The sequence below is a fragment of the Paenibacillus sp. FSL W8-0194 genome (assembly GCF_037969745.1).
GTDB lineage: Bacteria > Bacillota > Bacilli > Paenibacillales > Paenibacillaceae > Paenibacillus_AQ > Paenibacillus_AQ cookii.
Genome location: NZ_CP150205.1, coordinates 5,937,162 through 5,959,538, shown reverse-complemented (window position 1 = coordinate 5,959,538; position 22,377 = coordinate 5,937,162). Strand labels below are relative to the sequence as shown.

General features: G+C 52.8%; 25 protein-coding genes and 1 riboswitch. Of the genes, 1 reads left to right on the top strand and 24 read right to left on the bottom strand.

Translation table 11 applies throughout. The annotated features are described in order from the left end of the window. Nucleotides 1-25: 25 nt before the first annotated feature. The 15 genes from MKY58_RS27525 to MKY58_RS27455 all read right to left on the bottom strand — a co-directional run bounded on the left by MKY58_RS27525 (nt 26) and on the right by MKY58_RS27455 (nt 13,593). Nucleotides 26-256 (bottom strand): anti-sigma-F factor Fin family protein, encoded by a 231-nt coding sequence (locus tag MKY58_RS27525; RefSeq protein WP_036712738.1) that lies wholly within the window; start codon nt 254-256, stop codon nt 26-28. Between the two features lie 88 nt (nt 257-344). Beyond that, nucleotides 345-905: an aminoacyl-tRNA hydrolase gene (gene pth / locus MKY58_RS27520; protein WP_339322862.1), complete on the bottom strand. Its 561-nt coding sequence runs from the start codon at nt 903-905 to the stop codon at nt 345-347. An 89-nt stretch (nt 906-994) separates the two neighbouring features. Beyond that, a complete protein-coding gene (locus MKY58_RS27515) occupies nt 995-1,948 on the bottom strand; it encodes a ribose-phosphate diphosphokinase (protein WP_036712732.1) in 954 nt (317 codons plus the stop codon). A gap of 128 nt (nt 1,949-2,076) precedes the next feature. Then, a complete protein-coding gene (glmU, locus tag MKY58_RS27510) occupies nt 2,077-3,468 on the bottom strand; it encodes a bifunctional UDP-N-acetylglucosamine diphosphorylase/glucosamine-1-phosphate N-acetyltransferase GlmU (RefSeq protein WP_339322861.1) in 1,392 nt (463 codons plus the stop codon). A gap of 111 nt (nt 3,469-3,579) precedes the next feature. Further along, nucleotides 3,580-3,864 (bottom strand): septation regulator SpoVG, encoded by a 285-nt coding sequence (gene spoVG, locus MKY58_RS27505; RefSeq protein ID WP_036712730.1) that lies wholly within the window; start codon nt 3,862-3,864, stop codon nt 3,580-3,582. 192 nt (nt 3,865-4,056) lie between these two features. Next, nucleotides 4,057-4,887: a pur operon repressor gene (purR, locus tag MKY58_RS27500; protein ID WP_212952149.1), complete on the bottom strand. Its 831-nt coding sequence runs from the start codon at nt 4,885-4,887 to the stop codon at nt 4,057-4,059. 206 nt (nt 4,888-5,093) lie between these two features. After that, on the bottom strand, nt 5,094-5,948 hold the full coding sequence (gene ispE, locus MKY58_RS27495) for a 4-(cytidine 5'-diphospho)-2-C-methyl-D-erythritol kinase (RefSeq protein WP_339322860.1): 855 nt from the start codon (nt 5,946-5,948) through the stop codon (nt 5,094-5,096). Nucleotides 5,949-6,102: 154 nt separating this feature from the next. Continuing rightward, on the bottom strand, nt 6,103-6,282 hold the full coding sequence (locus tag MKY58_RS27490; RefSeq protein ID WP_339322859.1) for a small, acid-soluble spore protein, alpha/beta type: 180 nt from the start codon (nt 6,280-6,282) through the stop codon (nt 6,103-6,105). 199 nt (nt 6,283-6,481) lie between these two features. Then, a complete protein-coding gene (locus MKY58_RS27485; RefSeq protein WP_036712726.1) occupies nt 6,482-6,742 on the bottom strand; it encodes a Veg family protein in 261 nt (86 codons plus the stop codon). 228 nt (nt 6,743-6,970) lie between these two features. Further along, entirely contained in the window at nt 6,971-7,867 is an 897-nt protein-coding gene (gene yabG / locus MKY58_RS27480; protein WP_036712723.1) for a sporulation peptidase YabG, read from the bottom strand. A gap of 129 nt (nt 7,868-7,996) precedes the next feature. After that, nucleotides 7,997-8,884 carry a 16S rRNA (adenine(1518)-N(6)/adenine(1519)-N(6))-dimethyltransferase RsmA gene (gene rsmA, locus MKY58_RS27475; RefSeq protein WP_036712722.1) on the bottom strand — a complete coding sequence of 296 codons (888 nt, stop codon included), beginning with the start codon at nt 8,882-8,884 and terminating at the stop codon, nt 7,997-7,999. A gap of 1 nt (nt 8,885) precedes the next feature. Further along, nucleotides 8,886-9,434: a ribonuclease M5 gene (gene rnmV, locus MKY58_RS27470; protein ID WP_339322858.1), complete on the bottom strand. Its 549-nt coding sequence runs from the start codon at nt 9,432-9,434 to the stop codon at nt 8,886-8,888. Between the two features lie 153 nt (nt 9,435-9,587). After that, nucleotides 9,588-10,766, bottom strand: coding sequence for a ubiquitin-like domain-containing protein (locus tag MKY58_RS27465; RefSeq protein WP_339322857.1), 1,179 nt, complete (start codon nt 10,764-10,766; stop codon nt 9,588-9,590). Between the two features lie 270 nt (nt 10,767-11,036). Then, a riboswitch (cyclic di-AMP (ydaO/yuaA leader) is annotated at nt 11,037-11,260 on the bottom strand. 214 nt (nt 11,261-11,474) lie between these two features. Next, entirely contained in the window at nt 11,475-12,245 is a 771-nt protein-coding gene (locus MKY58_RS27460) for a TatD family hydrolase (RefSeq protein ID WP_339322856.1), read from the bottom strand. Nucleotides 12,246-12,312: 67 nt separating this feature from the next. Next, a complete protein-coding gene (locus MKY58_RS27455) occupies nt 12,313-13,593 on the bottom strand; it encodes an HD domain-containing protein (RefSeq protein WP_339322855.1) in 1,281 nt (426 codons plus the stop codon). A gap of 311 nt (nt 13,594-13,904) precedes the next feature. Between MKY58_RS27455 and MKY58_RS27450 the strand changes: the two genes are divergently transcribed. Then, a complete protein-coding gene (locus tag MKY58_RS27450) occupies nt 13,905-14,159 on the top strand; it encodes an AbrB/MazE/SpoVT family DNA-binding domain-containing protein (RefSeq protein ID WP_036712714.1) in 255 nt (84 codons plus the stop codon). Between the two features lie 210 nt (nt 14,160-14,369). Here the strand turns inward: MKY58_RS27450 and rsmI are convergent, their stop codons facing one another. From rsmI to MKY58_RS27405, 9 genes are all read right to left on the bottom strand, one after another. Then, nucleotides 14,370-15,254, bottom strand: coding sequence for a 16S rRNA (cytidine(1402)-2'-O)-methyltransferase (gene rsmI / locus MKY58_RS27445; protein WP_339322854.1), 885 nt, complete (start codon nt 15,252-15,254; stop codon nt 14,370-14,372). Further along, nucleotides 15,251-16,012 (bottom strand): tRNA1(Val) (adenine(37)-N6)-methyltransferase, encoded by a 762-nt coding sequence (locus MKY58_RS27440; RefSeq protein WP_036712700.1) that lies wholly within the window; start codon nt 16,010-16,012, stop codon nt 15,251-15,253. The genes rsmI and MKY58_RS27440 overlap by 4 nt, the downstream gene beginning before the upstream one ends. A gap of 117 nt (nt 16,013-16,129) precedes the next feature. Next, entirely contained in the window at nt 16,130-16,492 is a 363-nt protein-coding gene (gene yabA, locus MKY58_RS27435) for a DNA replication initiation control protein YabA (RefSeq protein WP_036712698.1), read from the bottom strand. Between the two features lie 28 nt (nt 16,493-16,520). Then, the gene (locus tag MKY58_RS27430; protein WP_036712696.1) at nt 16,521-17,321 is read right to left on the bottom strand and encodes a stage 0 sporulation family protein; all 801 of its coding nucleotides are present in this window, start codon (nt 17,319-17,321) and stop codon (nt 16,521-16,523) included. Between the two features lie 47 nt (nt 17,322-17,368). Continuing rightward, on the bottom strand, nt 17,369-18,343 hold the full coding sequence (gene holB, locus MKY58_RS27425) for a DNA polymerase III subunit delta' (RefSeq protein WP_339322853.1): 975 nt from the start codon (nt 18,341-18,343) through the stop codon (nt 17,369-17,371). 211 nt (nt 18,344-18,554) lie between these two features. Then, nucleotides 18,555-18,998, bottom strand: coding sequence for a YaaR family protein (locus tag MKY58_RS27420; RefSeq protein ID WP_339322852.1), 444 nt, complete (start codon nt 18,996-18,998; stop codon nt 18,555-18,557). Between the two features lie 338 nt (nt 18,999-19,336). Further along, nucleotides 19,337-19,666 carry a cyclic-di-AMP receptor gene (locus MKY58_RS27415; RefSeq protein ID WP_036712689.1) on the bottom strand — a complete coding sequence of 110 codons (330 nt, stop codon included), beginning with the start codon at nt 19,664-19,666 and terminating at the stop codon, nt 19,337-19,339. Nucleotides 19,667-19,732: 66 nt separating this feature from the next. Continuing rightward, nucleotides 19,733-20,377, bottom strand: coding sequence for a dTMP kinase (tmk, locus tag MKY58_RS27410; protein ID WP_339322851.1), 645 nt, complete (start codon nt 20,375-20,377; stop codon nt 19,733-19,735). Nucleotides 20,378-20,591: 214 nt separating this feature from the next. Beyond that, nucleotides 20,592-22,193, bottom strand: coding sequence for an aminotransferase class I/II-fold pyridoxal phosphate-dependent enzyme (locus MKY58_RS27405; protein WP_339322850.1), 1,602 nt, complete (start codon nt 22,191-22,193; stop codon nt 20,592-20,594). Between the last annotated feature and the right edge of the window lie 184 nt (nt 22,194-22,377).

Sequence of the window (22,377 nt, the reverse complement as noted above, 5' to 3'; positions counted from 1 at the left end):
AACGTCGGGTATCCCCACCGGATCTTTATTGGAGCGGGCTTGTGATCAGGCTCAGCTCCGGATTGTTCTCCAGCGCTTCCCTGCAATAATCGCAAATCACCTTGACGGTGACATCTCCGCTTAAATCATACGCTATTATATCTCTCCGTTCCGCGGGGGTCAAGGAATGAAACCCGAGCTGGGCATCGGTTACCTGGGTCGAATCGAGAGTCCCGAGCGGGGTTCGGCAGTGCCGGCAGATATAATTTATAGCCATCTATATGCCTCCTGAAGGTGGTTTATACCCTCATTATGCCCGCTCTGCGCTTGATTTAGCCCTGTTTACCGAAGCTTGCCGCGCCCTTTTACCCGTTAAACTTCGCCATCGTCTGCTCGTAGGTATGACCGAGACTGTATTCGGCGGCATCGCACGCACGTTCGATCATGTTTTCCAGCAGCTCTTTCTCCTTTTTCGGAAATGCCGATAGGACATAATCTACCACGGCAAAACCCGGCTCCGGACGGGAAATGCCCATGCGGATGCGGTTAAAGGTTTGCGTTCCGGTATGCTGGATGATCGATTTGATGCCGTTATGCCCGCCTGCGCTTCCCTGGTACCGCAGCCGTATTTTGCCGATCTCGGTATCCAAATCGTCGTATACGACGATCATGTCTTCGACGTTCGCTTTGTAATAATCCATGTAAGCCCGAACGGCTTCGCCCGATAAATTCATGTAAGTCATCGGCTTGATAAGCACCACTTTGTCGCTGCCGATCAAACCTTCGCCGATCAATGCCTTGCATTTGCTGGGGCCGAATTTGATCCCGTGGCGCTTCGCCAAAGCGTCAAGCATCATAAATCCGACGTTATGACGCGTTTTTTCGTAGTTAGAACCGGGGTTGCCCAGTCCGACGATCCATTTCATTTCGTTTTGATTCCTCCAAACGGCGGTATATGCCGAGAAGGGTTATATTTTCCTCCCGGAAAACATAACCCTCTTTCGTCGCCATCCATTTATTCGATTTCAAACAGCTTGCTGATCGACAGTTCCTCATGAACCCGGATAATCGCTTCGCCCATAAGCGGAGCTACCGAAAGCACTTTGATTTTGTTGCTTGGGTCTGGATGCGTAATCGGAATGGTATCCGTTACAATGACTTCACTCAGCGGAGAGTTTTCAAGACGTTCCATGGCAGGACCGGAGAATACCGGATGCGTACAGCAAGCGTAAACCTCCTTGACCCCGCCTTCCATCAGCGCGTTGGCGCCAAGGACAATGGTGCCGGCCGTATCGATGATGTCGTCGATCAAAATGGCCGTTTTGCCCTCGATGTGGCCGATGATGTTCATCACTTCGCTCACGTTCGGTTCCGGACGCCGCTTATCGATGATGGCCAGAGGGGCGTTCAGGAAGTCGGCCAGCTTTCTGGCACGCACGACGCCGCCGTGGTCCGGGGAGACGACGACCGGATTTTCGATCTGCTTCGAACGGAAATATTGCGCCAAAATCGGCACGCCAAGCAGATGGTCCACCGGAATGTCGAAAAATCCCTGAATCTGCATCGCGTGCAAATCCATCGTGATGACGCGGTGCGCTCCCGCTTTTTCAATCAGGTTAGCGACCAGCTTCGCAGTGATCGGATCGCGGGAACGGGCTTTGCGGTCCTGACGCGCGTAGCCGTAATAAGGAATCACGACATTGATGCTCTTCGCGGAGGCGCGCTTGAGCGCGTCGACCATGATCAGCAGCTCCATCAGGTTGTCGTTGACCGGGCCGCATGTGGACTGGACGACGTACACGTGGCACCCGCGGACGCTTTCGTTCAGCTTCACTTGGATTTCGCCGTCGCTGAAGCTGGTCGTATGGGAATCGCCCATCGGAATCCCGATATAATCGGCTATTTGCTGCGCGAGCTTCGGATTGGAGTTGCAAGTAAAAATCTTTAATTTCGAATCACAATAAGTCATAAAATAAAAACCCTCCGTGCTGGTTCATTGAAATTCATGCCTGTCTCCATTGCCGTTTGAACAATGATGCTTCTAGGAAATTGTGATTAATCCTCTATTACTATTTAATCATCCTTTGGACGCAAATGCTACTGCTTGTCTTTTTTTGCCTTTGCGCGGGCACGGATTTTTTCGGCGTATCCCGGCTTGTTCTCCTGACGCTTTCTGGCAATGGCCAGATCGTTTTCAGGAACCGAATGCGTAATGGTCGATCCTGCAACCACGTACGCGCCTTTCCCAACCTTCACAGGGGCGATTAGATTCACGTTGCTGCCGATAAAGGCATCGTCTTCGATTTCCGTTATGGATTTATTATACCCATCGTAGTTGACCGTTATCGCACCGCAGCCGACATTGACGTTTTTCCCGACGACCGCGTCGCCGATGTAGCTTAAATGCGACACTTTGGAACCGTCCGCGATCTTGGCGTTTTTGACCTCCACGAAATCGCCGATTTTCACGTCTTCCCCCAATTGGGCTTTCGGGCGCAAATAGGCATAAGGGCCGACGGTCGTGCGGTTTCCGACTTCCGCCTGGTCGAGCACGGAATGTTTGATGACCGCCCCGTCGCCGATGACGGAATCCTTGATCTCGCTTTGCGGCCCGATTTGGCAGTCTTCGCCGATGACGGTGCTACCCGTAAGGACCGTGCCCGGAAGAAGCACCGTGTCGAAGCCGATTTTGACGTCCGCGCCGATATAGGTCGAGGCCGGATCAATGATGGTTACGCCGCCGAGCATATGCCGTTTGTTGATGCGCTCGCGCATCAAACGCTCCGCTTCGGAAAGGGCCAGACGGTCGTTGACGCCGATCGATTCCGCATAATCTTCGGTCATGTACCCAAGCACCGTTTCGCCTGCGCCGACAAGGATGCCGATGACGTCGGTCAAATAATATTCCTGCTGTGCATTGTTGTTCGTTACTTTATCGAGAGCCGCAAACAGCTTGGCATTGTCAAAGCAATAGGTTCCCGTATTGAATTCGCGCACGGCATCTTCTTCCGGCGAGCAGTCCTTCTGTTCCACGATCCGCAGAACGCTGCCGTCTTCGCTCCGGATGACGCGCCCGTATCCCTTAGGATTTTCCGTATAAGCCGTCAGCACGGTTGCCGCCGCGTTATTGCTCTCATGAAGCTCCGTCAGAGCCTTCAACGTTTCCGCAGTAACAAGAGGCGTATCCCCGCAAATGACGATGGTAGAGCCTTGTTCCGATCCGAGGAGATCCTTTGCCATTTTCACGGCATGGCCCGTTCCGAGCTGCTGCTCCTGCAGCACGTATTCCGCGGCCTCACCCAGATAAGATTGGACGGCTTCCGCACCATGGCCCACGATAACGACGCTGCGCTCGCAGTCGACTTCTTTGACGGTATCAAGTACATGCCCTACCATAGGTTTTCCACAGACGGGGTGCAGCACTTTGTATAGTTTCGATTTCATTCGTTTACCCTGCCCTGCGGCAAGAACAATCGCCATTCTTTTCAAGGATCTTGACCTCCCACTCTTAAACTCATTAAAGAATATATCGTATTCTCCGTAAAAAGAAAAGAGAGCCATAAGTCTGGCTCTCTTTTCCTTGAACCCCAATTGTGAACCTTAAGCGCCTTCTTCAATCACTTCTTCTTCATTGGCAGCGCGTTCATATTCCGCCAGGACTGCCGTTTGGATCTTCTCCCGCGTACCGGAAGAGATCGGATGGGCGATGTCGCGGAATTCCCCGTCTGGAGTGCGCTTGCTCGGCATAGCAACGAACATTCCATTGTTGCCATCGATGACCCGAATATCATGAACCACAAATTCGTTATCAATGGTAATGGACGCGATTGCTTTCATTCTCCCCTCAGAGTTGACTCGGCGGAGTCTGACATCCGTAATTTGCATGTGTGTTCACCACCTTTTTCCATCAGAGACTTGGTGTATAATTCCACACAGCAGTTCAAAATCCTCTTTTTTGGAGCAACAAAATGTCCTAATTTCAGGAATTTTTTTATAGAAATGAGATTGTCGACAGACTTCGGAACTATTCGTCCCGAAAAGTTTCCAGTCGACATATTTCGTCATGACGGAGCCGGGTCATTTTTTAGTAAAATAGTTGCCCGGTTTCACACCGATTTCCTTCGTTTTGGCGTCGACGCCGGTCAAGGTCGCCAACGATACGTAGTCATGCAGGAGACGCTCCTCCGTATCCACCTCGCCGGATTCCACCAATACGCCCACGCCTGCGACTTCGGCATCAAATTCGGCCAGCAAATCGACCATCCCTTGAATGGTTCCGCCGGCTTTCATGAAGTCGTCCACGATCAGGACTTTGGACTTCTCTTTGAGGGCGCGCCGCGACAGCGACATGGTGTGGATGCTTTTATGCGAGCCTGAGACGTAGTTGATGCTCACCGCCGAGCCTTCCGTTACTTGGTGGTCCCTCCGGACCAGTACTACGGGCAAATTCAGCTGGGCTCCGGTCGCATAAGCCAGCGGGATCCCTTTGGTTTCCACCGTCATCACCACGTCGATCTCCTGGTCGGCAAAGGCGGTGGCAAATATTTTCCCCGCTTCGTTCATCAAGGACGGCTCTCCGAGCAAATCGGACATGTACAGGTATCCGCCGGGGAGGATGCGGTCTTTTTGCTGCAGCTGGCTGCAAAGCTCCTCCGCAAAGGCCAACGCCTGACTCTTCGGCATCTTCGGAATGAACTTCACGCCTCCGGCCGCTCCGGCCAGCGTCAGCAGTTCTCCCATGCCCTCGTCCTCGAACACCTCCTTGATGATCACCAGGTCTTCGCTGATCGAGGATTTGGCCGCCCCGTACCGTTCAGCGAACGTGGTGAGCGGGATCAAAGTATGAGGTCTGGACAGCAAATATTGGGTCATCTCGACCAGACGCGCGCTTCGCTTTAATTTTTTCACGAAAACTCCTCGCTATCACTTTATTCATCAACGATGGCCGGCCAACAAAGCTGCTTTCGGTCAAGCCATCTTCAAATTCGATTTCATATGTGTAAAATCCGAATAATACAGTATAAATATAGCATTTTTGTACGTGTTTGTACAATAAGATCCTGCCTCGCAAACATTTCCGGCCCGGCTTGCTTTTTATGCGCCCGGCAGGATCATCAGGTCAATAGCCGCACCGCGTACACTTCCCGGCAAAACCCGCGAAGTCCGTTATAAATCCGCGCGACCTTCGATTCTTTGTAAACAAGCCCGAATACGGTCGGGCCGCTTCCCGACATGAGCGCTCCGTCGGCCCCAAGTCTCAGCATGGCTTCCTTCAGCTGGGCCACCTGCGGGTGAAGCTTCAGCGTCACATCCTCAAGCACGTTGCCGAGACGTTCGCATACGGCTCCGAAATCGCCGGCTTCGATCGCTTTAACCATCTGCTCGGCGGACGGATGCCGCTTTACCTCTGCCGCCCTGAATTTGCCGTAGACCTCGGCTGTCGACACATTGATGGGAGGCTTGGCCAAAATAACCCAGCAGCTTAGCGGATTGTCCACCTTGACGAGCTTCTCCCCCCGCCCGGTCGCAAGCGCCGTGCCCCCGGTCACGCAAAAGGGAACATCCGACCCCAGCTCGGCCCCCAGCTCCTGCAGCTCTTGCATGGGTATGTTCAAATTCCACAGCCGGTTCAATCCCCTCAGCGCCGCGGCCGCGTCGCTGCTGCCCCCCGCCAAACCCGCGGCTACCGGGATTTTTTTGTCCAAGTGGATATGGACGCCGCTGCGGACGTCGTACCGGTCCTTGATCAGTCTTGCGGCCTGGAAGGCCAAGTTTTTCTCGTCAAGCGGGATATACCCCGCCTGGCTCGTAATAATGATGGTGTCGCGCGGCAGCTCCGACATTTCCAGCCTGTCCGCCAAATCGACCATCGTCATGACCATTTCGACCTCGTGGAAGCCGTCCGGCCTTTTATGTAATACATCCAGCATCAAATTGATTTTGGCCGGTGCTTTTTCGTAAATTTTCAAGGCGTTCACCCACCCTTAAGTTTCCCTCGCTATCAGCTTCAAATCATTATAACAAACTGTACCAAGCAAGTCATTTCGAACCTTTCGCGGGCCATAGAAAAACGGAGATTCCCATGCGATGCCATGGAGATCTCCGTCTGACATGTTTTGAACCTTACGATTTGCGGGCTGCAGCCTCTTCGGCAAGCTGGATGGCGCGTTTCACCATGTTGCCGGCGTCCTTGGCTTTGATGCTGCCCCAACCCTCCTGCTGTACCGTTTCGTAAAACCCCAAATCCTTGGCAAGCTCCGTCTTCAGTTCCTCCGACATCACGCTGCGGCGTCTGCGGCTCATTTGCAGTCCTCCTTGTCAGTCCCGGAACCGGCCCCGCTTAATCCATCTTCGGGACGGTCCTTCGTTATGCGGTAAAAGGAATTCCTTTTGTATTATTTCTCGCCCGACCCGGCCCCATTCGAAAAATTCGCTGACAACAAAAAACAGCCTTCCGCATGGGAAAGCTGCTTCCAAATAAAAAAGTTACGCCTGATCCTGCTTAGTCCGCGTCCTTCGCCTGCTCTTCGCAAATGGTGACTTCCACGGATTCAGTAAGAATATCTGCATAGCTGTATGAAACACGTTTAAAGGTTTGCTGTTCTTGATCCAGCTTGACGATAAAAACAGAAGGGTACGTTTCCTCGAGCACGCCCGTACGTTCGATCGTCTTACGACGTCCACCGTTAGCCCGGAGCGATATTTTCTGACCTACATGAGCCTCGAGATTTCGTTTGATTTCCAACAGCGCATTTTTAGCCATTGTCGACGACCACCTCTTTCCTTGTCCATTATAACGCAGGAAGAAGTTTTTGTCAAATAAAATTTAAATTATATCAGCATCAAATTTAATTTGTCAATCGGTTTTTTTGCGGGATTTTGCAGGATTTCCGCATACACGCCGTTAACGACAAAAAAACCTTAATCCATGTATCGCGATTAAGGTTTATCGACTGCTCATCCCATGATGCTCTTGTTTAGAAAAACGGGTTTACATCACCGAAGGCGTTACCTTCAGCTGGGAAAGGTCATTCAGGCGCGGCAATCCGATGCGGTAGCTTCCGCGCGTTTCGATGCCCCCGACGCCCTGCGCCCCGCTGATCGTATTATGAAGCACATCCATCATGTTGATGGTTTCCCTCACCGACGTAAAGGAGGCCTTAGCGGCCACGTAAACGGGATCCAGCGCATGGATGAGTATGCGCCCCGGCGAGCTGGCGAAATTCGCTCCCGCTTGCAGCAGCGCCTCAAAATGCGACTGGCAGGCACCGGCAATGATCGTCAGCGTATCGTAATGCCGTTCGTATTGACGGGCAACCTGAATGGCCGAAACGAAATTTTGGGAATTTTTGTAACTGTTCAGGTTATAGAGGTCATTGTTCGGCCGGTGCTTCAACACTCCGTCATGCCCCGTAATGACCACGATATCCGGCCGCACCCGCGGCAGCAGGCGATAGAGCGCATCCGCCATGCCCGCCTCGTTAACGTAATGTCCCTCGACGGGCACGCGAAGCTGCTGGTAAAGATTCAGGCTCTTTTTTAAGTAATTGATATCTCCATCGAGATGGAGGACTTTACCCGGAACTTCAAAATAAGAAGGCTGTTCCGCCATCGGCCATTCCCCGCCGAGATTCGCTTGCGTGCGTTCGGTCAGCTCCTCACGGTGGCGCTGCAGCCTGCTTAACGACTCGTTGGCACGGATATGGGCCTTCTGCGTTTTTTCATTGAACGGCGCATATGGCACCCGAACGAGGTCATCGAGGGGCGAATCAGCCAACAGCCGAAACTCGGTCCCCTTGATCACAGCCAAATTGCTCCGCAGATCTTCCACGCGGAAAGCGACATCACCGCCATAAGATTTGCGGACGACCAGGTCTCCTACATTCATCACAACATCACCCCTACCCCATGGTATGGGCGAATCTCCCCAATGGTTCTTCCCTTTTGCCAAAATAAGCAATGGGACGAGGCCTTGCGCCCTGCCCGCCCCAAACTTGATGCGGTGAGCGAACCGTCCTCATCCCCGTACGCCGGCCCGGAGCAATACGTTGCAAAGCGTCGCATATTCCTGCAGGCTGAGGGTTTCGCCGCGGCGGGAAGGTTCGATCCCTGCAGCGTGAAGCAGCTCCTCGAGGCGCTCCCGGCCCTCTTTAGGAAAAAATCTCGTCTTGAGATTGTTGGCGATCGTTTTGCGGCGTTGGGCAAACGAAGCGTGCACCACTTGAAAAAAGAAATTTTCGTCGTCCACCTCGACCGGAGGCTGCTCGCGCACCTTGAGGCGAATGACGGCCGACTCGACGTTCGGCTGCGGAATGAATACCGTTTTCGGCACGATGCAGACCAGTTCAGGCTCGCTGTAATACTGCACGGCGATGCTCAGACTGCCGTAGTCCTTCGTGCCGGGCGAAGCAGCCATGCGTTCGGCCACCTCTTTTTGGATCATGACCACGATGTTCTCCAGCGGCAGCCGCTCTTCCAGCAGTTTCATCAAAATCGGGGTCGTCACGTAATAAGGCAAGTTGGCAACGACACTGACTTTGGATACATTCGCGAAATCCTCCCGAAAGAGGGCGCCAAGATCCGTCTTCAGCACGTCGCCATGATGAATGCGCACATGCGGATACGGTTCCAATACCTCCTGGAGTATCGGAATAAGCCGCTGGTCGATTTCGACGGCCGTGACGGCGCCCGCTTCCTGGGCCAGCTTTTCGGTAAGGGCTCCGATCCCCGGCCCGATCTCCAAAGCTCCCTTGGAGGCATCCAGCCCCGCCGCCTCCACGATTTTGCCTAAAATATTTTGATCGATCAGAAAATTTTGCCCCAGGCTTTTTTTAAACGAAAAACCGTGACGCTGGATGATTTCCTTCGTCCGCCTTGGCGAGGCGATATCGTCCATTCGCTGCATGTCAACCTTCCCCTTCCTGTTCCAATTGGGCTAACGCCTCCGCAAATTCCTCGCGCGTAATCTGAAAAACGGCCAGCCGCTTATGGAACTGCTTGCCGTTGCAATACCCTATGCCGAGCAGGTTACCCATCACCATGCGTCTGCGGGCCGCGTCCGGGTGCACCAGAAGCCCTGCAGCCATCAGATCCTCCATATCGATCAGGCTTTCCGCGCCTTCGTAGGACGTATGCACGCGGGAGAGGGCCTTGCGGATCGCTTCCGGCGAAGCGTTCTCCACGCCGATGTCCCCTTTCCGCGTCGCTTCCGACTCCGGAATAAAGGCATGCTTGCATCCGGGAACCTTGCTGGCGATAATTTTTCGAATCCGCTCCCCGGCATGGTCCGGGTCCGTCAATACAATGACTCCCCGGCGTTCCTGGGCCAAGGCAATCCGCTTCAGTACGCGGCCGTTGATCGCCGAACCGCCGGTTTCGATCGTGTCGGCTTCCACCGCCCGCTTCACGGCCACGGTATCGTCCCGTCCTTCCACGACTATGACTTCCTTGATCATGACCTGCTTCTCCCTTTCCTAAAGCTCGTCCGTTCATGCGTCGTAAGTTTTCGGACATCCAAACAACAAAAAGAAGAGGAATGCTCCTCTTCTTTAGCATGACATTTTCATGATCATAATACTATAACATTAGAATGACATTGTAAAACGAAATTAATTCAATTGCGGCTTCACGGGACCGATGACGTATACTTTCATCCCGGATTTGCGGCCGAAGTTGTTGGCGCGCTTCACGGAGTCATAGTAGAGGTCGATCTTATTGCCCTTAATGGCGCCGCCCGTGTCTTCGGCACGGCGGAAGCCGATGCCTTCGATGTACACCCACCAGCCGAGCGGAATCACGTTCGGATCCACGGCGATGGTGCGGCCTTCCGTGACCCGCGTTCCCGTCGCGGTACGGGTACCGATTCCGGGTTCGCCGGCAGAATAAGCCGTCATCGAGACATGAATCATTTTTTTATATGAGAAATCAACACCGGCTTTGCTTACGCGGTTATTGCTGCTTACGGTTTTTTTCGTTTTGGCGGCTGATGAAGATTTGGCGGTGGAAGAAGATTTAACGGCCGCTGTTTGAACGACGACAGGCGGAGCCGGTTTTTTCTTCGTGCCCACGGCGATGATTTTATCCAGCGTTTTTGCCTGCACTTCCTTGCCCACCATGCGCATGGATACCATTTGGCCGTCATGATATACCTTTTCGATGTGCTGCACCATCACGCCGGGCCTTCCCTGCTGAATGACGCGGTTATCGCCGACCGTCAGGCTGGGATCCGCCGTCTTAATGACGCGGAAAGGCAAATTTTCATGGCGGTCCACGACTTGTTTGTTGACGCGCACGATACGGATATCCGTTTGGCCCGTCACCCGCTCGGTCAGAGCCGGAGTGACTTTATCGTGTTCTTTGAGCGATACGCCGAACTCCTTCAATACGTCGCCAACCGTGTCTTTGGTGGTATACAACTTTTTCGTTGCCCCGTCCACCGTCAATTGAACGGGAGCAGCGCGGTCGATCACCACTTTGTCACCATTCTGGAGCGAACCGCTCAGCGGCATGGAGACTTGATCTTCCGGTTTGAGGCTGATTGCCTGCTCATCCAGCATTTCTTGTAAAACGGATTTGTGAGTCTGAATCTTTTTGACCTGACCGTCTACCACCAGGTACACCTGTTTGCGCGTGGATGAGTTGACCAGCAGCAAAATCATGATGGTGACCGCGATCGTAACGATAGCTGCAGTAGAGATTTGGCGCAAATTCTCATGCTTCCATCGCAATGCGTAAGACATGCTGGAGATTTTTGAATCATGGGTCTCTTCTTGATGGAAAATGCCCACCTTCTCGATCCTCCTTCATAGCCTCGCCATTAGAGTTACGCATGAATGATTTGACGCGGGCTATACTCGATTTTTTACAAGAACACATAAGGAGCATGCGTTCTTGCACCATGAACCTATCTTTTTTTCATGATTTGTCGCCTCCCGTTTTACAACAGTATGACGACGCCTTCTCCATTATTCAAAAACAAAAGAAGCCAGCTAAGAGCTTATGAGGTCTCCTTCGTGGCTTCCCTGGATGTCAGAATGACGGAAAAGTAAATGCACGAAACCCTCTCTTTATGTCGCTTACGGGGTTAGCTGTCGGGTTTGGGCGAAAGAGAGCCGCCCGATCAACGCCAGCCCGCTCATGGCGGACCGCGCCGAATTCACCCCTGAGACCCTGAAAAGAAATCAAATACATCCCGAGCCCGGGTCGGTATAAAAGGACCGTCGCGCTCTATGTATTGGTTCCCCCGCTCTTTCGAGACCGAAAGACTCAGCGAGATTGGTTCACGGAGGCTGCCGCGATGCCGAAAAAGGAAGCGGCTTACAGCAGCCCAAGTTCACTGAAAAGATGATATCCTGTTTTGATGCATGTTGTAAAGCGGGAATCAACAACGTTTATTTGAATATATGGTTAAAAATTTGTAATATTCATGGTTTTTTTGGTTAAAATTCTTTAATGCTTCGTTCATGCTCGTTTTTTCAGCTGTTTTTCTCCCGTTTTCACTTAATTCCAAATCGTTCCAGTGCATTTTGGGTGGTGATTCGGGCAATTTCCTCCACCTCGACCCCCTTAATCTTGGCAGCGGCCTCGGCTACCAAACGAACGTTGGCTGACTCATTTCGCTTGCCCCGGAATGGGTGCGGCGTCAGGTACGGAGAGTCGGTTTCGATCAGCAGCCGGTCCATCGGAACCAGCGCAAGCACTTCCTTGGGCTGTCTGGCGTTTTTGAACGTGATCGGCCCTCCGAAGGATAGATGGAATCCCATGTTCAGGCATAACTTGGCCGTTTCCCAGCTGCCGGAGTAGGAGTGCATGACGCCTCCGACCTCGCTGGCCTTTTCCTCCCGCAGGATTTTCACGATATCCTCGTGCGCATCCCGGTTATGGATCACGATCGGCATGCCGAGCTCCCGGGCCAACCCGATTTGCTGGCGCAAAACCCGGTGCTGCACGTCTTTCGGGGAGGTATCCCAATAATAATCGAGCCCGATTTCGCCGATGGCCACGACTTTTTCATGGCTGCATAAAGATGCAATCCATTCGAGGTCCCCTTCCTTCATCGTGATCGCATCCTGAGGATGCCAGCCGACGGCGGCGTATATAAAATCATGCGTTTCCGCAAGCTTCATCGTGGACGGAATCGTTTCGCGGTTAAAACCGACGTTGATCATCCGGCTGACGCCGTTTTCCACGGCGCGGCGAATGGTTTCTTCGCGGTCCTCGTCGAACTGCGGCGCGTCCAAATGCGTATGCGTGTCGAATAAATTCATGTCTGGAACTCCCTTCATGTCATAAAGCATAGATTAATATGGGGCAAATCCGTGAATCACGCTGTCGTTATCGCTTGAAAATGCGGGAAACCGGGTCGGATAGGGAAGAAATAACGTCTTTCATTTTCGCCCCCGGATAATATAAGTGATATTTCCCGCGGTGAATGCCGCTGATGGAGCGGACAATATCCGACACCTCCGATATTTCCCGCAGGCGTTCGTCCCGGTCGAGCAGCAGAATCTGCTTTTGGCTGGATTCGTCTCCCGGCCGAAATACATCGTACGGAAGATCCGTCGGAAAATCAATCTCGAGATCGTATTCGGGATTCAGGCCGACCCGCTCAAAATCACGGCGGATCTCTTCGATCATTTCCAGATCCACCGATTCCACTTCCACATATTTATACAGCCTGCGATGCATAAAACGGCTGCAAAGCTCGCTCAGCACGGCGTCTTTTTCGTTCGTCCATAGCGAAAACACGGTTTGGATGAGCGCTTCGTCGAGTTTCAAATAATCCTGCACGGTCAGCCGGTCTTCGAAAAGCCCCGGAAGCGGGTCAATCATGAAGCCAAAAACGTAGTTATCCCGGTATAGCTCCTTCGCGCGCCGGAAGATCTGCCGCAAAATGATTTCCGAACTGCGCGTCACCGGATGGAAATAAACCTGCCAATACATCTGGTACCGGGACATCAGGTAATCTTCCACCGCATGCATCCCCGATTCCTTCACGACGATTCTTCCCTGGTACGGACGAAGCATGCGCAGGATCCGGTCGATGTCGATCGTTCCGTAATTGACGCCCGTGTAATAAGCATCCCGCAGCAAATAGTCCATCCGGTCGGCGTCCAGCGGACTCGACACCAGATTGACCACGATCGGGTGCTCGTAATCCTTGGCGATAACCGATGCGACCTTGGCGGGAAAGTCTTCGGCCACCTCGGTCAAAATCGCGTTTACTTCGGTATCCCCGAGAATAATGCGGCGGGTCCAATCCTCGTGGTCCATCCGGAACGCCTCTTCGATCGAGTGGGAGAAGGGTCCGTGTCCCAGGTCATGCAGCAAGGCGGCGCAGAGGGTTAACAGTTTCTCGCTGTTCGGCCAATCCGCGTAGCCGCTTCGCTCGAATTGGGATATGATGCGGCGCGTAATTTCATACACGCCAAGCGAGTGGGAGAACCGGCTGTGCTCCGCCCCATGGAACGTCAAATACGAGGTGCCTAATTGGCGGATCCGCCGCAGCCTCTGGAACTCCGCCGTGTTAATCAGCCGCCAGATGGTGGAGTGTTGGACATGAATGTAATTATGTACGGGGTCCTTGAACACTTTTTCTTCATTTAAGGTATGCATGCGACTCATCTCCTTTTTAAAAGCTTAAAATTAAACTATTTTTGAACTTTTTTCGACAATGTGTGTCGAATAGTGTCGTTTTAGGTAGAAAAATTGATTTCCAAATCGACATTATCCTACCAAGGATATATAATGGGAAAAGAATCCTGATATGAGTGATATCCCAGGTGCCATGCAATCTGTTCTCATTTTGGCGACGAATTTGCAGGTTGACTGTTTTGGGAATCGTTGGTATTATTGATATCATAAAAGAGAGAACGTTGTCGAATTATGGCACTATAAAACTATGGCGAGAGGAGCAATGATCAGTTATGATGAAATCAACTGGTATTGTAAGAAAAGTAGATGAACTGGGCCGGGTCGTTATTCCGATTGAATTGCGCCGCACACTGGGCATCGGGGAAAAAGACGCATTGGAAATTTACGTGGACGGAGAACGCATTATGCTCAAGAAATATGAGCCTGCTTGCATCTTTTGCGGCAATGCCGAGAACGTGACTTACTTCAAAGGAAAAATTGTTTGCCACGATTGCATCTCGGAAATCCCAACACCTGTGACAAATTAAGTTTTTTAGTATATAATAGTATTATTCTATTTGTTAATTCTAACCTTTTTCATATCTCCTTGGTGTCTCCTAGGCTAAGAACCCGGCCTTTGGAGACATTTTTTTGTCCCGCCGGCTGCGTTGCCCGCCGCAGGTTATGGGCCTTAAGGCACGCTTCCCGAAAGGCGGGCTTGGTTTCGGCAGCCAAGTCATTGGGCATCTGCAGCCCGCTCAAATCAATGCGTTATAAATATCGCGCTTGGAGACGCCGCGGTCGACCGCGGTTTTTTTCATGGCCTCTTTGCGCGGAATTCCTTGTGCCTCGTAGTGCGCCACATGCTCCTCGATCGTCAGGTTCTGCCACCATGCGGCCAGCCGCTCCTGCTCCTCTTCCGGGCTCGTGCCTTCCACGACCACGCAATATTCGCCCTGCGGCGGATGCTCCTGAAGATAGTCGAGACATTCCTGGACGTCCCCGCGCACAAATTCCTCGTAACGTTTCGTCAGTTCCCGCGCCAATACGACTTTTCGGTTTCCAAGCACGCTTTGGATCGCGGTCAACGTTTTGATGACCCGGTGCGGCGATTCGTAAAACAGCAGCGTCCCCTGGGCCGACTGAAAAGATTGAAGCGTATCCTCCACATCTTTGCGTTCCCGGGGAAGGAACCCGATAAAGGTAAAACGGTCGGTCGGAAGGCCGGATGCGATCAAAGACGACAGCGCCGCATTGGCTCCCGGAATCGGTATGACGCTGATCCCTTCCTCGACCGCCAGCTTGACGAGATCAGCCCCGGGGTCGGAAATCGCCGGCAGACCGGCGTCGCTGACAAGCGCCAAATTTTTTCCTTCTATTATATAGCGTATTAATTCCGGTCCGCTTGCCCCCTTGTTATGCTCATGGTAGCTGAACAGCATTTGCGGGCTAATCTCGAAATGCGTCAGCAGTTTCCGGGTCTGGCGCGTATCCTCTGCCGCGATGATGTCGCATTCCTTTAACGTCCGTATGGCCCGAAACGTCATATCCTCCAAATTCCCGATCGGCGTAGCGACGAGATACAGAGCCCCTTTGCCGTCTCCGGACCGGTTTTGAAAACTGCTTTGTCGTGTCAGACTCATGCTTCTCCCTCTTTGGAACCGTAGTAAATTTCCATGATTTCCGGACAATATCGGTTTTGCTCGTCATAAACGATCAGCGGCGGAAGCAGCCTTACCTCCGGTTTCCCCTCCCGTATGCATTCGATCAACACCATGTTGGCCTCCAGATGGGCACGGGGATGAACGAAACGCATCCGTTTCGGCTCCAGCCTATGTTTTCGCATCAAAGCGATGATATCGCCGAGACGCGACGGTTTATGAACCATGCTTACCTTTCCTCCCGGCTTGACCAATCTGAAGCAGGCTTGGATGACCTCCTCCAGCGTGCAGCTGATTTCATGGCGGGCAATCGCCTGATGCGGGTTGAGTTTGATGTCGCTTCCGTTCAGCGGCATGTAAGGCGGATTGACGGTAATGGCATCATAAGCCTGATGTCCCGTCTCCTTATAAAGCTCCCTTAAATCTCCCTCCCGAATGACGATCCGGTCTTCCATCCCGTTCATCGCCACGCTGCGTTTGGCCATACCGGCAAGCCTAGGCTGAATCTCGATCCCTTCGATGTGCGCTTTGGTGCGCGTGCTCAGCAGCAGCGGTATGACCCCGTTCCCCGTGCAGAGGTCCAAAATTTTTCCTCTTGGCGGTATGCCGGCAAACCGTGCCAGCAAAACGGCATCCATCGAAAAGCTGAATACCTCGTCGCTTTGAATGATGTGCAGATCATGCGTCAACAGATCGTCGATGCGTTCCGACGGCTCCAAAAGACTTTTGTCCATATTCATCGGTTCCATTTTCCTTTATCTATTGTTCTCTATCCGTCAAAGTTTACACTTACGGACCCGTTTCATTATAAATGCTTTATTTCTTGAAAAAAAACCGTAGGAATCGCTCCTACGGCTTCATTTATTCAAAAAAGACAGACAGAAAAGGCAGTCGCCTTCCGTGCGCAAATGTCCATAATACACGTTGCAAATGTGAAAGCCTTCATGATAAAGCCGTGCCAAATTGTCATACCCTTCGCCCACGACATCGCTGGGATGCTCGGGTTTGATCGGGACATGAGGCTGCGGCAAAGGAGCTCCCTCTTCAGCGGGCACAGCTTCCTTCAATATCTTGCGGAGGTGTTCGTTTTCCAACGTCAGTCGGTGGTTCTCCTCCAGCAGCTCTTTCATAATCAGCTTCATTTCACCCAGATCACTGTGGATCTGTCCCATTTGTGTTTCCATTTCTTGAATGTGTGCAAAAATACTTTTCTTTTCCAAGTCTCCACCCCGAAAGTAACCCTATGGTCTACTTAATGACAACGTCATCCATTTGCAGTTCCTTCACCTTGCCGATGTCAAACAGCTGGACATGAACGGAACGGTTTTCGGCGTTGATGCCGACCACTTTGCCTTCGCCCAAAGACGTGATGACGATTTTGCCTACCGATGGCAGTTCTTCCTTCACACTTTCATAATTATCATGCTCATATTTCAAACAGCACATAAGTCTTCCGCATAAACCGGAAATTTTGGTCGGATTCAGCGATAAGCTTTGGTCCTTGGCCATTTTGATGGATACCGGCTCAAAGTCGCCGAGCCACGAGGAGCAGCAAAGGATGCGACCGCATGGGCCGATTCCGCCCAGCATCTTCGCTTCGTCCCGGACCCCGATTTGCCTGAGCTCGATCCGCGTCCGGAAAATCCCGGCCAAATCTTTGACCAGCTCCCGGAAATCCACTCTTCCCTCAGCCGTAAAATAAAAAATGATTTTGTTACGGTCAAACGTAAATTCCACGTCCACCAGCTTCATTTTGAGCCCATGATCGCGGATTTTATTTAAACAGGTCGTAAAAGCTTCTTTCGCGGCCTGCTTGTTCTCTTCCACAACGCGTGCGTCGGCTTCGCCGGCGATGCGTATCACCTTTTTGAGCGGCAGGACCACGTCGGCTTCCTGCACCTCTTTTTTGCCGACCACAACTTTACCATACTCGATGCCGCGCGCCGTCTCAACGATAACGCTATGATCCTTTTCAATCGGAAAATCAAGCGGATCGAAGTAATAAATTTTGCCCGCTTTCTTAAAACGGACGCCCACTACACTGTACAAAAACTAACCCCCTTGTATGCCAGAGAAAAAATTGGCTGGCCATGAAGCTATCCTTCCAAACCGATCAAAAATTGTTCAATACAAAGTTGGCCATTCACATTGTAGCGCAATTTTTTCCGGCACTCTGCGGCCAAATCCATATAGGAGACCCATTGTGCTGTGCTGCGGGATGATGCATGCGTGGACAAGAACTCCAGCTGATCTATAAAAACGATACTTTCGTGCCTTCCGTACTGGACGTGAAGCATATCTTTGAACCACAAATGAAACAAGCTTAACAGTAAATCCAGATGATCGGAGAGCCCGGCCTTAAACACCTTCTGCCCTGCGGTCACCAGAGCGGAGCTGCCTCGTCCGAGGGCTTCCTTCCCTAATTGTAACACTACGTTTCTAATTTCTGCAAACCAATTCTGCTCGATCATTTCGCGGCATCCGTCCAGTCCGGAGGATAAATGCACCGCACAGCGCGCAAGCGCCGCCGGGTATCCTTCGTCGACCAGCTGCTGCAGCATCATTCCGGGATTCAGCGGAAAAAAGGGAATCGTCTGGGCCCGCGATTGAATCGTCGGCAGCAGGGCTTGTCCATTTTCGGTAATCAGGACGGCCACGGCCGGAACCGGGGGCTCCTCCAAAAATTTAAGCAGGCTGTTGGCGGCCTGCACCGTCATCGCATCCGCATGGTCTATGATATACACCTTCGGATTCTCCGATTCCGAACGATAGGAAAAGACCCGCTGCAATTCGCGGATCTGGTCTATTTTGATGGACGAACCTTCGGGAGCGAGAAGATGCAGATCGGGATGGTTGCCGTGCTGGACCTTGCGGCATTCCAAGCATTGCCCGCAGGCGTCATCCACGCGTTCGGTACAGAACAGCGCCTGCGCAAACGCGGTTGCCGTCTTCATCTGCCCGCAGCCGGCCGGCCCGCTGAAAATGTAAGCATGGCTGACGGAATCGCTGCGAAGCGCATTTTGCAGCAGCTTCTTCGCCGCATCCTGTCCCATAATATCCTGAAAAGACATAGTTCCTCTCTTCCTTAAAGATTTTGCAAAACCGCAGAAACATTTCGGCAAGCCGTCGGCAGCGCCTATCGTTTCAGGCCTCTCCATAATCGGCAGCAGCTCTGAAACCCGTCCGAGATTTTGCAGAATCTCCCCTTTAAATCTGTCTTCATGATGATCGGTACTATCTCTAGTTTATCATGACAGGGCGAAGTTGTTCATTCCTATTTCTTCAAAAAACGAGATTGATCAGCATCCCGCGGATTTCGCCGATCCGCTGCAGCAGCTCGATTTTTCCTTGCTCGCTTTCCAGCATTTCATCGGCCATTTCGAGTAATGCCGTATCAATCTCATCGATTAATTTATAACGTTTTCCCCGTCCGCGACGGTCCCAGCCCCGCGCTTCCTTCATGGTAACGCCGCGTCTTACCGTATCCTCCAAAAATCGTTTCACCAGCAGACGGTATGCTTTAAGCTCACGGATGGTCATGGAACGGGCAAGGCGTTCTCCTTGCATCTGGATCTCCTTGAACCGGCGGCCGAGTTCCTCCTGTGAGGCCGTTTCCTTCTGCTGCTGCATGACGTCCAGGAAGGATTTTTGCTGAACGGGTTTAGTTAAGCCGTCCGTTACCGGAAGTTCGCTTTTAATGGGCCTAAACCCCGGGTTGATTTTCACGTATATCTCCTGCCTTTGGCTGCCAAAAATAATAACCGGGCTAAAAAATATGCCTTATATTGAAGCGATTTGCGTTCGCATCCATGAGATGGTTCGGCATGCTGCAACATGGATGGCCGCTGGAGGGACTGACTGGATGAATATATCGGCGCTATACTAAGCGCGAATCATCAGCAGCCCCATATCGTGGCTCGATTTGCAGCATCGCCTTTGAGGTTTCACAGGCTTTGCTAATGGCAATGCCTATGCCCCGGGTACAATCTAGAAAGCAACATGCCTCTCGTCCAACTATTGGTGTTTACGAGGCTGCTCTTTCGATTTTCGGGAACTTCCTCATTTTAGAAATGTTCAAACCGGTCTACCGGGAGCACGAATACGGTGGCGCCGCCCACTTGAACTTCAACGGGGAGAGGCAAATAAGAATCTGTCGTGCCGCTCATCGGCGTAACCGGAGTTACAAGCTGTTCCCTGACTTTACAACTGCTGCGGATGACGTTCATGACGGCCTCGACCTGACTGTCGTCCACCCCGATCATAAATGTGGTGTTTCCCGCCCGAAGAAATCCGCCGGTGCTTGCCAGTTTTGTCGCCCGAAAATTCGCCTTCACCAGCCCCGCTGACAAACGGTTGCTGTCTTTATCCTGTACAATCGCAACGATCAGTTTCATCCTGCATTCCCTCCTCTTTGAATTTTGGCCTGCAATGAGCCATACTTACTTATTTGACAAAGCTCCTCAAAAATCCTTTAAAATCCGCTCTTCCAAGCTACGGATTATCTCTTGTTCGACATTTTCCACGGTTTGCGAAGCATCGATCACGACGATTCTATCCTGAAAACGTTCGGCAAGCTTCAAGTATCCTTCCCGTACTTTATGATGGAACGATAAGTCCTCCAAATCGAGGCGATTCACTTCCCGGTCCCGGCTGGCGGCAATCCGCGCTAATCCGGCTTCCGGTTCGATGTCCAAGTAGAACGTAAGCTGCGGCATCCGGTCATGGATGGCAAATTGATTAATGGCCCATACTTCATCCATCCCGATCCCGCGGGCATATCCCTGATAGACCAGGCTGCTGTCCACGAAGCGGTCGCAAAGCACCAGCTTGCCTTCCGCCAAGGCCGGCTCGACCTTCTCCGCCAAATGCTGGCTTCGTGCTGCGGCATACAGCAAAGCCTCCGTGCGGGAGTCCATTGCCGTATGGCTCGGGTTCAAAATGATTTCGCGTATTTTCTCGGCAATTTCGATGCCGCCCGGCTCGCGCGTCACGATATAAGGTACGAAGCGTTTTTCCAGATAATCCTTCAGCTTGGCGATCACCGTCGTTTTTCCGGAACCCTCTCCCCCTTCCAGCGTAACGAATATTCCCTTGCTTTTGCTCATTCAACATTCTCCTGCTCTTTTGCTATTTTTAGGTTGCGTCAATTGATACGGTTCGATGCGCCAACGCCCCGTTGATTTCATGCTCTAGATGCATTCTTTTATCCGTCGGTCGGTTCACGCGCTGCATCTGGAAACATCGCCTGGGACGGACAGTCCCCATAAGCCGGAAAACTGCCCTCGTTTGGCCTTTGGTTCCTTTGCAAGGATACGGCATTCATTTTCCGCTTCCCGCATGACTTCCACGCTTACGGACAAGGATCGTTCCTAACTTCGGATCCTGCACACCCTGGCATTTAGCGCCGGAATGGGCAAGCCTTCTTAATTTGATGGCCGCCGATTCGGTGATCCGTTCACCCGGATACAGAATCGGAATCCCCGGCGGGTACGGGATCACCATCTCCGCCGCCACTCTGCCTGCGCACGCATCGAGCGGAACGGCTTCCGTCTCATCAGGTTCCACCGGAATCAGGCTGAAAGCGACCGGCTCCGAAAAAGCCGCTTGGTCAAAAATGTTCCACGTGGAAAATTCGACATGAGCGTTCTCTTCCCGGCTGTCGACCGGCAGCGAAGCATGCTGCACCGGGGCGCCTGACGAAAAATGCAGCGGCTGGGCGTCCGCCTTCTCTACAGATATATGCGAAAGGGCCTTCAAAAGGTGACGGGTGTCCTCCTCCGTCGACCCCAAACTATAGAGCAGGACCACGTACCGGTCATCGCTCATCTCGGGAATGCAGCCCCAGGCTTCAAGCCGGTGCTGCAGCTCGTAGCCGCTCAGGACCCCGGTGCGGTCATACATGACCACCTTGAACGGGTCCTGCGTGGCATAGGCAGCCGATGCTGCGCCGGCGGCGTCGTGTTGCTGCTGCGCCCGCGGCTGCAGCAGCCCGAAGCGCGGCAGCTCCTGGAGGCCGCGCTTCAGGCTTTCCACGGCGGCGAGCCCCGCCGTGAAAGCCGCGGCGCCCTGCACGTGCAGCTGGCGCCGCGCCAGGTCGAGAGAGCACATCACCGGGTAGGATGGGCTCGAGCTTTGCACCATGGCGAGCCGCTGGCGGAGCAGTCCGCGGTTCACCCGCGGACCTTGGACGTGCAGCATGGCTCCCATGGTGAGCGCGGCCAGCATCTTGTGCGTCGATTGGACAACGACGTCCGCGCCGCTGGCCAGTGCGCTTCGGGGCAGCCTGGGATGCTGCCCGTAATGGGCGCCGTGCGCCTCGTCCACGAGCAGCGGCACGTCGTGCCGGTGGCAGGCCTCGGCGAGCGGCGCCAAATCTGTTCCCATGCCGTAATAGTTGGGCATGGTGACAAGCACGGCTTTGGCCTCCGGATAGGCGGCTAACGCGGCGGCGACCGTCTCGGCTGACGGCGCCGTAGCCAGCCCGCTGGACTCGTCCACCTGCGGCTCGAGAAACACCGCTTTGGCTCCGGCCAGCATCAGGCCGTTTAATACCGACTTATGTACATTGCGTTGAACCAGCAACATATCCTCCGGATGCGAGCAAACGGTCAGAATCATGGCCAAGTTGCCGGACGTGCTGCCGCCGACAAGGAAAAAACTTTCCTCCGCCCCGAAACAATCCGCCGCAAGCAGCTGCGCATCCCGGATAACGCCTTCCGGATGATGAAGGTCATCCGTCCCTGTAATTTCCGTGACATCGGCCTCCATGACCTGATCCAGAAAGCCTGCCCCTCCAAAGGAGGCATAGGCTCGGCCTTTTTTGTGGCCGGGTACGTGGAAGGAGGCATGCCCTCCGTTTTTACATTGTTGCAACGCCTCGAATAAAGGCGCCTTTCCCTTTTCCAGCTTTTCTGTGCCCATTTCAATTCGGTCCTTCCGGTTTCAATCTATACCCTATTTTACCGCATATTGAACCATCCAGCGAATTGAAACATAAGACGCCGCTAGCGTGCGGAAGCCGTTTGAAGGCCCTCACAGTAAAAACAACTGCCACCCTGAGCGGCTGATGCTGCTAGGAGCTGCCCTGCGCCCTTCCTTTTTCGGT